Annotated in this window: 12 protein-coding genes and 1 pseudogene; 8 read left to right on the forward strand and 5 right to left on the reverse strand. The window is 56.9% G+C overall.

Annotated features, from left to right (window positions below):
• A partial coding sequence (locus RSSM_RS17165; RefSeq protein WP_008681429.1) for a hypothetical protein occupies positions 1–379 on the reverse strand: 379 nt, incomplete at its 3' end.
• A 317-nt stretch (positions 380–696) separates the two neighbouring features.
• Here RSSM_RS17165 and RSSM_RS17170 point away from each other — a divergent pair.
• Complete coding sequence (locus tag RSSM_RS17170; protein ID WP_144059904.1) at positions 697–1,020, forward strand: hypothetical protein; 324 nt, start codon at positions 697–699, stop codon at positions 1,018–1,020.
• Positions 1,021–1,176: 156 nt separating this feature from the next.
• Here the strand turns inward: RSSM_RS17170 and eno are convergent, their stop codons facing one another.
• Positions 1,177–2,457 carry a phosphopyruvate hydratase gene (eno, locus tag RSSM_RS17175; RefSeq protein ID WP_044302850.1) on the reverse strand — a complete coding sequence of 427 codons (1,281 nt, stop codon included), beginning with the start codon at positions 2,455–2,457 and terminating at the stop codon, positions 1,177–1,179.
• A gap of 289 nt (positions 2,458–2,746) precedes the next feature.
• On the opposite strand from eno, the gene RSSM_RS17180 reads away from it, so the two are divergent.
• The 3 genes from RSSM_RS17180 (at position 2,747) to RSSM_RS17190 (ending at position 6,196) form a co-directional block, all read left to right on the forward strand.
• Positions 2,747–3,364 carry a riboflavin synthase gene (locus RSSM_RS17180; protein WP_044302851.1) on the forward strand — a complete coding sequence of 206 codons (618 nt, stop codon included), beginning with the start codon at positions 2,747–2,749 and terminating at the stop codon, positions 3,362–3,364.
• 116 nt (positions 3,365–3,480) lie between these two features.
• Positions 3,481–4,653: a 16S rRNA (adenine(1518)-N(6)/adenine(1519)-N(6))-dimethyltransferase RsmA gene (gene rsmA / locus RSSM_RS17185; protein ID WP_008681437.1), complete on the forward strand. Its 1,173-nt coding sequence runs from the start codon at positions 3,481–3,483 to the stop codon at positions 4,651–4,653.
• Positions 4,654–5,059: 406 nt separating this feature from the next.
• Positions 5,060–6,196, forward strand: a complete 1,137-nt coding sequence (locus RSSM_RS17190; protein ID WP_236621207.1) for a TlpA disulfide reductase family protein — start codon at positions 5,060–5,062, stop codon at positions 6,194–6,196.
• Positions 6,197–6,568: 372 nt separating this feature from the next.
• Here the strand turns inward: RSSM_RS17190 and RSSM_RS17195 are convergent, their stop codons facing one another.
• Together RSSM_RS17195 and RSSM_RS17200 are read right to left on the reverse strand one after the other, a co-directional pair.
• Positions 6,569–8,410 (reverse strand): cation:proton antiporter domain-containing protein, encoded by a 1,842-nt coding sequence (locus RSSM_RS17195; RefSeq protein ID WP_236621208.1) that lies wholly within the window; start codon positions 8,408–8,410, stop codon positions 6,569–6,571.
• 176 nt (positions 8,411–8,586) lie between these two features.
• The gene (locus RSSM_RS17200; RefSeq protein WP_008681444.1) at positions 8,587–9,555 is read right to left on the reverse strand and encodes a UDP-glucuronic acid decarboxylase family protein; all 969 of its coding nucleotides are present in this window, start codon (positions 9,553–9,555) and stop codon (positions 8,587–8,589) included.
• Positions 9,556–9,837: 282 nt separating this feature from the next.
• On the opposite strand from RSSM_RS17200, the gene RSSM_RS17205 reads away from it, so the two are divergent.
• The 3 genes from RSSM_RS17205 (at position 9,838) to RSSM_RS17215 (ending at position 12,476) form a co-directional block, all read left to right on the forward strand.
• On the forward strand, positions 9,838–10,851 hold the full coding sequence (locus tag RSSM_RS17205; RefSeq protein ID WP_008681447.1) for a ketoacyl-ACP synthase III: 1,014 nt from the start codon (positions 9,838–9,840) through the stop codon (positions 10,849–10,851).
• A gap of 141 nt (positions 10,852–10,992) precedes the next feature.
• Complete coding sequence (locus tag RSSM_RS17210; RefSeq protein ID WP_044302854.1) at positions 10,993–11,760, forward strand: YqgE/AlgH family protein; 768 nt, start codon at positions 10,993–10,995, stop codon at positions 11,758–11,760.
• Between the two features lie 8 nt (positions 11,761–11,768).
• Positions 11,769–12,476, forward strand: a complete 708-nt coding sequence (locus RSSM_RS17215; protein WP_008681451.1) for a metallophosphoesterase family protein — start codon at positions 11,769–11,771, stop codon at positions 12,474–12,476.
• A gap of 79 nt (positions 12,477–12,555) precedes the next feature.
• On the opposite strand, the gene RSSM_RS17220 is transcribed toward RSSM_RS17215, so the two are convergent.
• Positions 12,556–14,406 (reverse strand): hybrid sensor histidine kinase/response regulator, encoded by a 1,851-nt coding sequence (locus RSSM_RS17220; RefSeq protein ID WP_008681453.1) that lies wholly within the window; start codon positions 14,404–14,406, stop codon positions 12,556–12,558.
• Between the two features lie 717 nt (positions 14,407–15,123).
• On the opposite strand from RSSM_RS17220, the pseudogene RSSM_RS17230 reads away from it, so the two are divergent.
• A pseudogene (locus RSSM_RS17230) lies at positions 15,124–16,106 on the forward strand (hypothetical protein); the annotation flags it as partial.

Below are 16,106 nucleotides of genomic sequence, written 5' to 3' on the forward strand. Positions count from 1 at the left end.
TGGTGATGGTTCCGACGACGAGGGCGACGATGCCGAACGGCGATCGGTCGAAGACTTTTCGCGGATGACGATCTCCCGTCAGGCCCGCGATCTCCAGTGCAACGAGTTGTTGGAAACTCCGCAATTGTTGTGTTGGGTAAGTGTCGAAGAAGCTCCACAGCGTGACGAGCGATGGGGCGTCGTCGTAGAGGGCGCTTTCGAATCGTTGATACATCGCCGGTTTGCCTTGGTCGTCGATGTTGTGTTCTTCGACGGCAGCGCGGATGGTCTGAACCGATGGATGGTCCGGAGAGGCTTTGGCCTGTTTGAGGTGCTCGCTCGCGTCGTGAATGAACTGCAAAAAACTGGCAATCCTTGCGGCTCGTTCGGTGGAGTCCATGGGGCTGCGGCGCGTTGGAATTGGGAGATGTGCGATTGTCCGGCAGTGCTGAGCAGGATACATCCTACCGGATCGCCGAACCGTGTTGTCAATCCGATCTCGTGATCGCTGTGCCGTGCGATTGCGAATCCTCGAATGAGATTGGTGTCGGGGGCGAGGTAACTAGTCGTGCCGGGTGCCCGGTTAATCGTCGTATTCGTTAATGTCCAACGCTTGCATGTTTGGTTCGAGCGTCTTTTGATCGGTCGGATTGGTCTCGCGATTGGTGTGGCGCACTAGAGTTGGATGATTCTTTTGCCCTTTTTTGGATTCTGATCATGAAACTGACGATCGCGATCGTGGTGTTGTTTGTGGCCGGCTTTATCGGCATCGACTTCGTTAGCAAATACGCGATGGGTGGTGTCGAAGCGGGGTTGCCGGGAGGCGGCGATGGAAAGTACGCCGAGTATCACGAAGATAACCTGTTCAGCTATTACCTCAGCGACTTTGACTCCGAGTACAAACCGTCTTGGTTCGGCAGTGAAGATGACGAGGAGGTTCCCCTAACACGCGGGCAGGTCACCAATCCTTTCGCCAGTGGGGCCAACAGCGGTGTCGGCGAGAGCAGTACCGAAACGATCCGACACGAGGGGATTCGGTAATCGTTTTTGTCGGTTTGATTCCGATTGGATGATCGGAAAATCGGCGATGCGCGACTGCAGAGAAAAGAGGCGTGGCATTTCGAAATCATGCCAGGCCGCTCGGCCTGACCGGTGATCCGGTCAGGCGAGGCTTTTGAAACATTCGAGCTCTGCGAACTACAGTTTGGCGGCGAACAAAGGTCCGCCGTACTGTGCTGCGTCGCCGAGCAATTCTTCGATGCGAAGCAACTGGTTGTACTTCGCCATTCGGTCACTACGGCTAGCCGATCCGGTTTTGATTTGACCGGTCGACAGAGCAACGGCCAAGTCGGCAATCGTGCTGTCTTCGGTTTCACCACTGCGGTGGCTGGAGATCGAGGTGTAACCGTTGCGAGCGGCCAACTGAATCGCGTCGATCGTTTCGGTCAGCGTACCGATTTGGTTGACCTTGATCAGGATGCTGTTGCCGATGCCTTCGTCGATACCGCGTTGCAGGCGTTCGACGTTGGTGACGAACAGGTCGTCGCCGACGAGTTGAACTTTGTCGCCGAGCTTCAGGGTCAGTTTCTTCCAGGTGTCCCAATCGTCTTCGGCACATCCGTCTTCGATGCTGCAGATCGGGTACTTGCCGCACCAGTCGGCGAGGAAGTCGACCATTTCGTCGCCCGACAATTCTTTTCCGTCGACTTTGTACTTCTTCGTGCTGTCGTCGTAGAACTCAGTCGATGCGGCGTCCAACGCGATCCAAACTTGCTCGCCTGCTTTGTAGCCGGCTTTGTCGATCGCGGTCATGATCACATCGAGAGCTTCTTGGTTGCTCTTCAGGTCGGGGGCGAAACCGCCTTCGTCACCAACAGCGGTGTTGTAGCCTTTGTCGGTGAGCACTTTCTTCAGGTTGTGGAAGACTTCGGTTCCGCAACGCAACGCGTCGCTGAATCGCTCGAAGCCCAGTGGCATCACCATGAATTCTTGAACGTCGACGTTGTTGTCGGCGTGTTCGCCACCGTTGATGATGTTCATCATCGGTGCGGGCAGCAAGCGGGCACCACATCCACCGAGGTAACGGAAGAGTGGCTGGTTAGTCGCAGCAGCAGCGGCGTGTGCGGTTGCCAGCGAGACGCCGAGGATTGCGTTGGCGCCGAGGTTTTTCTTGTTGGGAGTTCCATCCAGAGCGATCATCGCTTGGTCGACAGCGGCTTGATCGGTCGCGTCCATTCCCTCGAGTGCGTCGGCGATTTTGCCGTTGACGTTATCGACCGCTTTGGAAACGCCTTTCCCCATGAACAGCGATTTGTCGCCGTCACGCAGTTCCCAGGCTTCGTGAACCCCGGTGCTCGCACCGCTGGGCACGGCGGCGCGACCGGCGGCACCGTCGATCAAGGTGACTTCGCATTCAACGGTAGGGTTGCCGCGGCTGTCGAGAATTTGACGAGCGTGGATAGATTCGATCAGTGTCATGATTTTCAACGGGGTGTGAGGTAATGGATTTGTGAGGTAAACGGGAACCAAAAATTGATTGAAAAGCCAATGAATCGGGATCGGGCGGACCGCTCAATAACAGTCCGTCGCCTGAACGCCGGACGCCACAATACGGGCTGGCCAGACGCCAACACGCTGGGCGTTGTGTTTTCACGGCGTAGTTTGTCCAATGACGGCAGCATTGAACACCCGGCAGGCCTGTTTGTCGAACCATCTCGGCCGCGACAGGGTGTCGCCTCCGCCCCAATCCCCTTCATCTGATTTGTCGATGTTTACCGGACTGATTGAAACCCTCGCCATGGTCACCGAAATCCAGGACGAGTCCCCCGGCAAACGGATCACGGTGGAGGCTCCGATGTTCCGCTCGCCGGGCACCAAAGATGACACTCGGATCGGTGACAGCGTCGCGATCAATGGCTGCTGCCTGACCGTAGTTGCGATTGAGGGTGTGTTTTTTACCTTTGAGGCTGGTGAGGAAACGTTGCGGCGTACCAATCTTGGTGAGTTGGTTGCCGGATCCTCGCGAGTGAATTTGGAGCGTGCTCTTGCCGTCGGTGACCGACTCGGCGGACATTACGTTTCTGGACACGTCGATGCCACCGGGCAATTGATCGAACGAGTCGACGACCCGCCTTGGGCCAACCTGAAGTTCTCGCTCCCGCGTGAATTTTCTGTTCAGGTCGTTCCCAAAGGCAGCATCACGGTCGACGGCATCAGCCTGACGGTTGTCGATGTCGGTGATGACTTCTTCACCGTCGCACTGATCCCACACACCCTCGAGGTCACCACGTTGGGAACTCGAAAGGTTGGCGACACGGTCAATTTAGAAACTGACCTGCTCGCAAAATACGTGCAGAGATCCCTGGAACACCGCTCCGACACCTAGGGCAATATCACCTAGGAGCGAAATTACCCGGATGTCACATCTCACCTAGAGGCCACATCCGATCCCGATGCTGCCTGCCGATAGAATTCCCGACGCATTCCCTTCCGATCTTTTTTATGCCTGATTCCGAAACCCCAAATCCATCCGACACGAACCCTGAAGACAGCGGCGACGATCAGATCGACGAAGTCGTTAAACTCGATCGCGATCGCAGCAAATATCGCCGCCCGGCATCCGAAACCCCCGCCCCGGTCGACGTGTCACCGGACGTGGGCGGTAACGCGTGGAATCGGAAGCCGAAGAAGACGCAACCGAAGCCCGCTCCTGTTCCCGAGGACCAATCCCAAGCCGCATACATTCGCGCCAAACGCGCCCAGCAGGGTTCGCGGCAAACGGTCAGCTATCTTTCGAAACGGCTCACCTCCGCGGGGCTTCGGCCGGTCTCAAAATACGGGCAGAACTTTCTCGTCGACCTGAACTTGATCGAGCTAATCGCGCGTTCCGCTGAGCTGACTCAAAACGACGTGGTGCTCGAAATCGGAACCGGTGTCGGGTCGCTGACCGGGATCATGGCCGAGCAAGCCGGAGCGATCCTGACGGTCGAGATCGACAAAAACCTGTATCAGTTGGCGGGAGAGGAACTGCGCGACTACCCGCACGTAAAGATGATCCAAGGGGATGCGCTGCGGAACAAGAATTCACTCCGTAGTGACATCATGGAGAGCATCCGCGACGCCCGGGCGAGGTTGCCCGAAGAAGGTCGCTTCATGCTCGTGGCGAACCTTCCCTACAACGTGGCCACCCCGATTGTCAGCAACCTGCTGCACGAAACACCACCACCAGATCGAATCGTGGTTACGATCCAGAAGGAACTCGCCGAGCGGATGATCGCAGGGCCGGGATCGAAAGACTACGGTGCGTTGAGTGTTTGGGTGCAGTCGGTTTGTAAAGCGGAGATCGTCCGGGTTCTGTCCCCGAACGTGTTCTGGCCGCGTCCCAAGGTTGAGTCCGCGATCATCCGTCTCGATGTCGATCATGAACGTCGAAACGCAATTCCTGATTTGCAGTTCTTTCACCAAACTGTCCGCGCACTGTTCTTCCATCGTCGAAAATTCCTACGCAGTGTCGTCATCAGTGCGTTCAAGGGCCGACTCGACAAGTCAGTCGTGGACGATGTCTTGGCGACGCTCGGCTATGACGAAAAGGCGCGTGCCGAACAACTGGCCCTGACCCAGATCGGGGAACTCGTCGAAGCCCTCCGGCAGGCCGAAATTAAGGCGGCTGGCTAAGCCGGTTGGACATTACCTCGTACGGGCACATTCGTCGTCGGTTCCGCCACGGGCAGATCGCGGTTGGGTAGCAACCTGTTGCCGGTCGAGTTTCAGACCGGTTGTTGTCGTTCAGTCGCCGAATCTGGCATTCGATGTGCACGTTGAACTCGTTGTTGGAATCCGGTTGGCAGAGTTGTGCTGGCGTCGCGAAGGCCAACCTGTTACCTCTCGCAACTCTCGACGGGGGCTGGCACCACCGGTATCCTTAGAGACTGTTTCGAAACACCGTTCAGCCGCCTCCCGCTTTGCAAAGATTGTGGGAAACGTTGTTTTTATGTGGCGTGGGATGGCGTTCAAAACCGTTGCACCGATTTCGAACACGCCCCGTCCGTTTCAATCACATATCACCTGTTCAGGCTTCTGTATGAACCGTCGCTCTTTCCTTCCCACCGCCGCGTTTGCTTCGATCGCCGTTGTGGCGGGATGTCTTTTTTCCCAAACCGCATCGGCTGAAATCACACTCGGTATTGGTGACAAAGCACCCGCTCTGGACATCGAACACTACATCCACGAAACCAAAGAGGGCCGTGGCGAAGTAACCGAGTTCGAAAAAGACAAAGTCTATGTGGTTGAGTTCTGGGCAACCTGGTGTGGCCCCTGCATCCAAAGCATGCCGCACCTCGCCGCGTTACAAGAAAAGTATCGTGGCGAAGGCGTTCAAATTATCAGCGTTTCGGATGAAGAACTCGAGACTGTGCAAGAACTGCTCGAGAAGGAATATCCTGGCGAAGAGAAAACGTTCGAAGAGCTCACGAGTGCCTACACGTTGACCGTCGATCCGGACGCGTCCGTGAGTGAAGACTACATGCGTGCTGCCGGTCAGAACGGAATTCCTTCCTCGTTCCTCGTCGGAAAGACCGGTTTGATCGAGTGGATCGGACACCCGATGGAGTTGGACGAACCGCTCGAGCAAGTCCTCTCGGACACATGGGACCGAGAAGCCTACAAGGAACAAATGAAGCAGGAGCAAAAGCTGCTCGCAGCGATGCAAAAGGTCAACCAACTCGCCGGAAGTGGCAAGTTCGAAGATGCGATCAAGGTCATCGACAAAGTGATCGAAGAGATCGGTGGCGATGACCCACGGAGCGAAATGATTCGCGAAAACCTCGTCAACTTCCGTTTCAACCTCCGCCTTGACGCCGGTGAACGCAGCGAAGAAGTCATCGAGTTTTTCCGCAAACAAATCGCCGATGCCAAAGGTGACGCTCAAGCGATCACGCAGTTCGGATACGGCCTGATGTCGTCGATGCAGCAAGGGACCGACCCCGGTCCGCTCGCTGTTGAAACGATCGCAGCGTTGAACGAAGAGGTCGATGGTGCCGAAGATGAGATGAAGCCATACATGTATGTCTTGATCGCTCAAATGCAGGCCTCGATGTCGAACTTCGATGAAGCGATCGACGCTCAGGTCAAAGCAGTGGACACGTCCAGTGGCAAACAAAAAGAAACGCATGCAACAGATGCTCGATCAACTAAAAGAGATGGCATCGAAGCAAGGTGAAGGAAGCGACGAATAGTCCAACCTTTTATTCGATCACACCAAGACTCGATCACACCAAACGCGTGTCGGCAGCACCCTGCCGGCTCGCGTTTTTTCACGTGCGTTGGGTGATGGGTGTTGATTCGGTGGAAGGGTTTGACCTGCTCTCACGTAGCAGGATACGTCAGAACTCAGGCCACCGAAGTTTGGCGAGATCGGCTACGTCGTTTTAAGAACGATCTAGGCCAACGAAAACGTTTGCGGTTCGCTCGCCGCGAACGCTTCTCTCGCATAGGGGACGGGAGTCAGGCACGTCCATTTTGAAACCGCGCTCGGGAGCGATCTGCGTGGTGCGAAATAGTGGTTCGAAGCATTGACGCAAAAAGATGTGTGTCACGATGATGATTCGCCACCGCCGAGGCCCGCTTTGCGATCCCGTATCAGAAGGCTGGTCAGGTCGCTCCGGCGCACCGTCGCGATCAAACGATGAGGAGGCTCGTCCGTGACAACCGCCACGCAGTCATCGCTGGTTTGTCGAAACAGATCCACCGCAGCGCGGACCGGTTGTGACGGGTGAAGCAGGAGGTCCGGTGGCGTTGCCAAGTCGCCGGCCCGCACGAGATGATCCGAAGTCGGGTCGAAGAAGGCTTGGTTGAGCAGGTCGAATCGGATCAAACCGACAACGCATCGGTCATCATCGACCACCGGAAACGTGTTGTCGTGAGAGTGCTCAACAAAATGGACGACCTCGTTGAAGTCTGCGTTTTCGGCAATCCCGTCGACGCTGCGACGCATCACTTGTTCGACCCGCATACGCTCCGACAGAGCGGTCTTTTTATTGAGCAGACCTGCCGAGCCGGCCAACCGAGTGAACACGTTTCGCAGGGCGCTCAGCGGCGTGCCGAAGGTGTGATGGATCGAGTTGGCGATCGGCATCTCTCCGCTCCGCAGCACGGCGGCGCGTGTCAGCAGCGGCCCAAAGATTTCAAACACCACGACGGTTCCCAATACGATCGTTTGAACCTGACCGGCGATGTCGGGGTTACGCGATGTTGCCGTCGCGCTCAGCGAAATCGCCACACCGGCCTGTGCCAATAACGCCGGGCCTAACCATGTTTTGACTTGTGGCGAGGCACCGGTCTGCGACGCCACGAGCCAAGTGCCGAACACTTTGCCGAAACTGCGCAGAACGACGTAACCCGCACCGATGATGCCGACGTCGGCGAGCAAGGCGAGATCCAGTTCACTGCCGTGCACCGAAAAGAAAACAACCGTCAGCAGTCCGCCGATCGAATCGAGTTGTCCGGTGATTTTTTGCGTGCCGCTCGATGAGTTCACGACGACGACACCGACGACCAAAAACACCAGCATGTATGGGAGGCTCCATGTTTCGCTGAGCCCCAGGAGTAATGCGGACATTCCCACCAGGAGCACGAGCCAACGCCGCGTGTGCATGATTTCGCACGCGTAACTCATGACCAGACCGCCGACTAAACCGAGCGAGAAGGCACCGCCGAGTGATTGCACCAAACGCATCAACGTCGCGCCCACCGATTGCGACTGAACATCGCTAGCGGTCGATAGCTCGATCCCTAGCCAAACCAATTCGAACGCGATCACGGCCACGAGGTTGTTCAGGGTCACGAGCGTTCCTGTGAGGCTGGTGACGGGGCCTTCTGCGTTGGTTTCCCGCAGGACAAACATGGTTGTCGCCGGGGCGGTTGCAATCGCGAGCGTGCCTAGCAGCACGGATTGTGCCGGGGACATGCCGAGTAAGAAAATCCCCGTGGTGACAAACAACGCGGTGAAGAACATCTCTCCGAGCGACAGCGGAATCGCCTTTTTGCGGACTCGTCTGATTTGATCAAACGGAAACAGGGTTCCGAGGTAAAACAGAACGAGCGCCATCGCGAGCTTGGTCAGCGGCTCGAGAAACTGATGGTGATGGTGGGGCAGGACATCAAAAACGCTCGGCCCGAGTAAAAGGCCCGCGATCAAGTACGCGGTGACCTTGGGAAGTCGCAGCATCTCGCTGGCGAGCCCCGCCAACAAGCTGGCGGCCAAGAGCAGGCCAACCGTCGTTGCGATGTGCATCGATTCAGTCTGCGAAGAGGCGGGCGTGGACGCGACGTAAAGCATGTCGCCCAGGCTGCGGGCGAGAAAGAATCCAGCCGTTGTCATCGTGTCCAACGCCATCATGGTCAACACTGAGATCGAGTGAGTGGCACGTGCCAAAAAGGGGCATGAACGACATCTGGCGGACACGCCACCGAGCGAACACCGAACAGTTTACCCAATCTGCAGTGAAGGCGTAGTAGTTGCGAGGTCGATCGAGCCTAACAAAGATCCCCCACCCACACGTAGGCGAGTCTTTCCAAGACTCGCATCTACAATTCACGCTACCCGCGATCTTACGAGTAGTTCGGTGTTGGCGGCCGATAGTCATCCAGATTAATCGTCTTGAACCAGTCGATTGTTTGCTTCAATCCTGCGTCCAATTTAATACCCGGTTCCCAGCCCAATTTATCTTTCGCCAATGTGATGTCGGGGCGACGACGTGTGGGATCGTCGTCCGGCAGAGGTGCGAACGTCAGCTTGCTCGATGAACCAGAAAGCTCGATCACTTTTTCAGCCAGTTCACGGATCGTGAATTCGTCGGGGTTTCCGATGTTTACCGGGCCGATGAAATCGTCTTGGTTCATCATGCGGATGATGACTTCGACGAGGTCATCGCGGTAACAGAACGAACGGGTTTGGGTTCCGTCGCCGAACAACGTGATGTCCTGACCCGCGAGAGCTTGGCGGATGAAGTTGGACACGACGCGTCCGTCGTACGGGTGCATTCGCGGACCGTAGGTGTTGAAGATGCGGACGATTCGCGTGTCCACGTTGTTGCTGCGGTGGTAGTCCATGAACAACGTTTCGGCCACCCGTTTGCCTTCGTCATAGCAGGCTCGGATACCGATCGGGTTGACGTTGCCGCGATACGATTCGGTTTGCGGATGTTCTTCCGGGTCGCCGTACACTTCGCTGGTGCTGGCCTGCAGGATCCGGGCGCCGCATCGTTTGGCGATCCCGAGCATGTTGATCGAACCGAGCACGCTGGTCTTGATCGTCTTGATCGGGTTGTACTGATAATGTCCCGGAGCGGCCGGGCACGCCATGTTGTAGATCTTGTCCACTTCCAGATGGATCGGCAGAGTGATGTCGTGCCGGATCAACTCGAAATTCGGTCGGCCGAGTAGGTGTGCGACGTTGGTCTTCTGGCTGGTGAAGAAATTGTCTAGGCAGATCACGTCGTGACCTTCATCGACGAGCCGTTCGCAGATGTGGGATCCGAGAAAACCAGCCCCGCCCGTGACGAGAATTCGATCGATCATGGAAATGCTTTCGTGTGATATGGAAGATGAGCCGATATAGTGCTTCGGTTCGGGGAGTCTGTCGACCCGCGGACGAGGACGGCCAGGCGGAAGGTGAACGTGGCGACGTTAGGAGCCGTGTGATCCTGAAAACCGTCACCTTGGACGAGGCGTTTGCCTGACGAATTTAGCATTCCTTCCACCCGGGCAGGCAGGCTGGTACGCTTTGCCACTACCGCTGATGGAACGTTCATCGCGACTTTTTGTTCGAAACTTCATCTCCCCCGCTCGCTGAATATTCACGTGCCCTACGCTCAAATCGGTCCGATCGCCGTTCATCTGCCGCCACGGGTGGAAGACAACGACAGTTTGCAGGAGCAGTTCCCAAACTGGGACCTGAAATTGATCGCGGAAAAAACCGGGATTCAGCAGCGGCACATTGCCGCTCCCGAGGTGACCGCCGCTGACTTGGCTTACAACGCTGCGGTGGATCTTTTCGAACGGGAGTCGATCGACCCGGCATCGATCGATTTTGTGCTGCTGTGCACGCAGACCCCAGATTACCCATTGCCCACAACCGCGTGCCTGCTGCAGGACCGGTTGGGTTTGCCGACCCGCTGCGGGGCGATTGATTTCAACCTCGGCTGCAGCGGCTTTGTGTACGGTCTCGCGATGGCCGACGGTCTCTTCCAAAGCGGCGTGGCCAAACGAGTGTTGCTGCTGACCGCGGAAACCTACAGCAAGTATATCGATGAGGATGACCGCAGCCTGCGTACGATTTTCGGCGACGCGGCGGCGGCCACGTTGCTCACGGCGGGCGACCAGCCGAGCCTGTGGGGATTCCAATTCGGCAGCGACGGCAGCGGTGCGGACATGCTGATCGTGGGCGACGGTGGGGCACGCGCCCCCGAGGATGTCATCCCACCGCGACACCGCAAACGATGGAAGAGCCGGCTGTATATGGACGGCCCGAGTCTGATCGGATTTACCGTCGAGGCGATCCCGCGATTGGTGGATGAAATCCTGGAGGCAAACTCGCTTTCCGATGGCGACGTGCATCGTTACCTCATGCATCAGGCGACGTGGAAAATGCTCGAGCAACTGCGACAACGCATGAACGTTTCTGAAGAACGCCTGCCAATCGACTTGGCGGATATTGGGAACACGGTATCGTGTACGTTGCCGATCTTGATCGATCGTCTACGCCAACGCGGTGAGTTAACCGCTGCCGACACCAATATGCTGGTCGGTTTCGGTGTCGGGCTGTCGTGGGCGGGGTGCCTGTGGCAGGATCACTGGGTCGGCAAAAACTCCTAAGGTTGCCGTCCGGACTGGTCGTCGGTTGCCTGTTTGAGCTATCCGCACTTATGTCTTTGCCGGCCCGTAGTGTCGACGCAGGATGTGGAGGCGATGACGGAATTTGTTACGACGCATGCTGATCGAAAGGAAAGGGCCAGAATGAGTGAATCTCAAAACTGCACCGGTTGCTTTCTCGTTGCGTCGCCGTACCTCACCGACGGGCATTTCTTTCGCGCAGTCGTGTTTGTCATTCGTCACACCGACGAAGGCGCATTCGGCGTCGTGATCAACCGCAGCACATCGAAACGTTTCGGCGAAGTCGTTGAAATGTCCAGCCCGTCTTGGCAATCGAGTCTTTCCGATGTTTCGCCTACCGGTGTGGAGAAATCATCGTCCGGTGCCGACGGAGGATCGGAAGGCGGCGGATCGCATCGCGACCAAATCCACATCGGCGGCCCCGTCGAAGGACCGCTCTTGGCTCTTCACGAAATCGCCGGTATCGGCGAACCGTGCGGGAAGCCGGATGACCCCACGACCGCTACCTCGAGCGAGAACGATCCCGCCGGGACTCACACGACGTTGCATGATCATCCGGCTGAGCCTTGGGGATCGATGTCGATTCAGTGGTCGGATGTGCCCGCGTGGATGACCGCCGACGAAGACCACCTTCGCATCCTCTTGCGCCGTGACGACACGCGGCTGAAATTCATCGTTGGCTATTCGGGATGGGGGCCCGGCCAACTCGACGGCGAACTTCGTGCGGGCGGTTGGCTGGTGACTCGTGCGGAGGCCGACTCCATTTTCGAGTCCGACGAGGATGTTTGGGAAAAACTCGTTCATCGCTGCGGTCATGCGATCTTAAAAGACCTTCGCCCTGATCTCTCGTTCCCCGACGAGAATGAGGGGTTTGACCCGAGCGTGAACTAGTACGTCGCATGGCACGTTATGTTATCGGCGACATTCATGGATGCGGGAAAGCGTTGCGGTCGCTGCTTGCCGCTCTGTCGTTGAGCAGTGACGACGAGGTGATCTTTGTCGGCGATTACGTCGACCGTGGCCCCAACTCGCGAGACGTGGTCGATCAACTCATCCAACTTTCGCAAACCTGCAGAGTCATTCCGCTGCGTGGTAACCACGAAGTCATGTTGCAGGGCGTGGTCATGAGCGGCCTGAGTGACGAAACATGGTTGCGCAGTGGCGGGAAGGCGACCGTGACCAGTTACGGCGGTTCGGCGACGAAGATCCCTTCGAGCCACCTGGATTTCTTCTGCAATCTCAAACGCTACCACGAGACGGATGCAGAGATCTTTGTCCACGCGATGTACAACCCGCTCCAGGACATCGCCGACCAGGACGACGAGCTGACCTATTGGGCTCATTTGCCTAGCCCCCTGCCGATGCCGCACGTCAGCGGCAAACGGGTTTACTTGGGGCACACGCCGCAGGCCAGCGGCGAAATACTTTGTCACGCTCACCTCGTCGGGGTCGACACCTACTGCTTCGGTGGCGGGTACCTGACGGCGGTCGACCTGGAGACTCACGAGGTCACGCAAACGGATCGCCACGGCCATGTCCGCCGGGTTCCGATCGAGCATCTGTTGCACGCCGTAGCCAGCTGCTTCCGCTGGCTCAAGAAGAAGTAACGCACTCAAAGAGGTAGCGCACTCGCTGTGGTGCACTGCATATGACGAGGCGGAACCAATCACCACCCGAGATTACCGCCTACGGCCGGGCACCACTGGAGGTGGTTGTTTGATGCCCGGCCTCGTTGTCGTCGTCGGACATCTCGCCTTCGTCGTTTCGAGGCTTGGGCGTTGCCTCAAGGACCGTCTTCAAAACATCGATCAACTGATCCAAGCGAAACGGCTTGTACAGCACCGCTTTGGGATGCAGTCCGTTTTGTTTGGCTTTCACGATCGAGTGGCCAGGGTCGTAACCGAACCCGGTCATCAAAATCATCGGAACGTGATCCATCAACTTGCCCAGACGCAGCATCAACTGGTAGCCGCTGTAATCGGACAGCCGAATGTCACTGATGATGGCGTCGTAGGAATCCTCCCCACCGCTGCGGCGAACCATCAGCACGGCCTCGTCACCGGCGTGAGCCGTTTCAACGACGCATCCATATCGTTCGAGTAGCCGGTGAGCGTCTTCGCGAACCTGCTCATCCTCATCGACGACGAGGATCCGTTGCCCGCGAAGGGCCGCGTGTTGTTCGGATTTTTCGTCGGCGGCGACCGCTTCGAGCGGGGTCATCTTTTGTCCGATTTGCTGAATCGTGCGTTTGATGTCGCGCGAGTTCTGCAGGATCCGTCCGAGGCGGTCCATCACCTCGGGGCTGTGTCCGATGTAGCCCTCCATAACGTGGACGGCGTCGTTGAGGATCGCGTCGACCGGCATCGCCACGGCGCTGTGGATCGCGTCGCAACTTTGTTGGGCCGTGTTCGCCTTCTGTGCCACCAACAACTCGAGCGTATTGAGCGCGAACGCGATGTCGCGGGCAAAGATTTCGAGGAACTGCAGATCGCTGTCCGAGAACGCCGACACCTCGGGACTCTCGACATTAATCGTTCCGAGCACCTGATCGTGCAAAATCAGCGGCACGGTCAGTGAACTGCGTGCATTCGCGACGCCTGGAATAAACAGTGGATCGTTGAGGACGTCATGGCAGATGTAAGGAACACCGCTCGCGGCAACGTAGCCGGTGATACCGTTCTCGTGCATCCGGGCCAGCAGTCGGCGGTCCGATGCCTCTTCGTCGATCCCAACGCTCAGCAGAGGCAGCAGGTCGCCGGTGGATTGTTCGAGAACGCGAATCTCGATGACTTCGAAATTCAGAAGGTCACGCAAGTAATGCTGGATGTTGTCCTTGAGCAGGTCGATCCGCTCATCAACTTCCATCATGAAGATCTCGTTCGGGCGAAGATCCGCGAGTTCGCGGCCCGCCTGGTGGATCGCCGCGAGTTTCTGCTCTTGGAGGATCTCTTCGGTGATATCGCTGATCGTCACGATCAGGTGCCGGGGAGCATCGGCAGAGTGAATCGGGGCCGCGTGGACTTTGAAGTACTGGCTGCCTGCGCTGTGCAGCGTCGAATGGCTCTGATCACCGGTCGCTAGAGAGGTATGGAACGGGCAGAAATCCGGTCCCATGATTTCAGGGTTGTGCAGTAACTCGTAGAAAGTCATCCCCAGTGGCATGCCTTCCTCGCGTTCGGCCCATTGGAGGAGTTGGCGGTTGGCCCAGATAACCCTCAGGTCGGAATCCAGAAGCGCAACCCCTTCGGGCATATCACGCAGCATCAACCCACTCTGGGAGATGCCTCGCACCTCGGAGATCTGTGGGAGGCTGTCGCGGCCGAGCCAGACGCCCGCGACGTCGTCTTCCTCGAGCAACGGGAAGGCCTCGACGACGGAGTCAGCGCGGACCCACTGCACCGAGTCGGCCGTCGGCGGATTCGCTTCCTGGCCTGGATCGTCGCCAGGGTTTTGGGGGCATTCCGAGTCGCCGGACGCGATGGCGAGGAAACCGTCCGGTGGCACGTCGCCATCGCCTACCCAGATAATTTTCGACACAGGTTGATTTCCCCCACCTCTGGAAGCCCTTCACGCAGGTGCACGAACGTTTCAATCGTTTTGCATATTTCGCAGCAAAACCAAGGAATTCGCGACCACTATCCAACATGTTTGCAGAATGATAACCGTTTTCAACTACTTTCCACAATTTGTGCCGGCGAACCAACTCCAATCCACAACTTTCCTGTGCGGATAGGGACATCCCTAGTGTGCTCAAGGGGGCGTTATTGTCCCACATTTGTGCCTACCGGATTGCTCCGTGCAAATGTCCGTTTTGGCGCTCGTCCCAAGAGTCGAATCGGATGAAATAAGTTTTTTGAATTTGCTGACTCGATGGTCACCAAGACCAATCGCGGGATCGCGTGACGTTTTCGTGCTGGGATCTCTCGAAGTCGTGTGCTCGGTCTCGCTATTGGGACGCCGTATGCGATTGACGCCCCTCTGCAGCGTCCTCGAAAACACTCGGACCCCCTCAATCAACGAGAAAAATGAAACCTAATTGAAGGATACCGACGTTCATTAGTGAAAAACTTAGAAACTTGTCCACGAATCGAATGCCTGATTGTTGACACATACCTCCTAGCATCTACCTTTTGGGGCTGAAGGGCGATGTCCGCCCAGAGTACGCAGCCGTTAAAGCTTACCCGTGTTTCTTCTGTTGCCTCACAGGTCGTGAGCATTTCGAGAGGGTTTTCAATGAAGTCGAGTTTTCTGAGGATGTTTATGGGATCGGCCGCAGCGATGTTGTTCGCTGCTTCGGTCCACGCAGGATGCGGTGATTGCGGCGGCTGCGCCACCGGAAGCGATTGTGCTTCTGCCGGTTCGGTAGTCGCAGCAGGCGGCGCTGCCGCCTACGGCGATGCGGGAGGCTGCGGCCCAACCGTGTCTTATCAAACGCAAACGGTCATGCGTTCGCAATACGTGACGGAAACCAAACTGGTTCCAACCACCACGTATCAGCGTCAAACTCAGACCCGCATGAAGAGCGTGACGAAGCAAGTTGCTCGCGTCGAAACTCGTTCGCAAGAATACACCGTCAACGTTCCACAAACTCAGACCCGTACGGAAACCTACGACGTTCAAGTCGCAGTTCCTTACACTGAGGAAGAAACTTACACGGTTCAAGTTCCTGTGACGACTGAAGTCGAGCAGAGCTACCAAGTTTCGGTTCCTTACACGGATCAGGTTGAGCAAACCTACACCGTGCAAGTCCCATACACCGAGACTCAAACGCAAAGCTACACCGTGAACGTTCCTTACACCGAGCAAGTCGAGCAGACTTACACGGTGCAAGTTCCTGTTCAACAAACTCGTGAAGAAACGTACCAAGTTACCGTTCCTTACACCGAAGAAGTTGAGCAAAGCTACACGGTTCAGGTTCCTGTGACGACCACGCAAACCCAAACTTACCAAGTTTGCGTGCCTTACACCGAAACCGTCACCCAAACTTACAGCGTTCAAGTTCCTTACACTGAAACGCAAACCCAAACGTACACCGTCAGCGTGCCCTACACAGAGCAAGTTGAACAGTCGTACAACGTGACCGTGCCTTACACTGAGCAAGTTGCTCAGACGTACACTGTCCAAGTTCCTTACACCGAGCAAGTTGCCCAGAACTACACCGTGCGTGTTCCTGTTCAACAAACTCGTACCGCTTATCGCACCGTTAGCAAATGCGTTCCTGTCACGACCATGAAAAC

This window comes from Aporhodopirellula sallentina SM41 (genome assembly GCF_000346505.1).
Lineage (GTDB): Bacteria > Planctomycetota > Planctomycetia > Pirellulales > Pirellulaceae > Rhodopirellula > Rhodopirellula sallentina.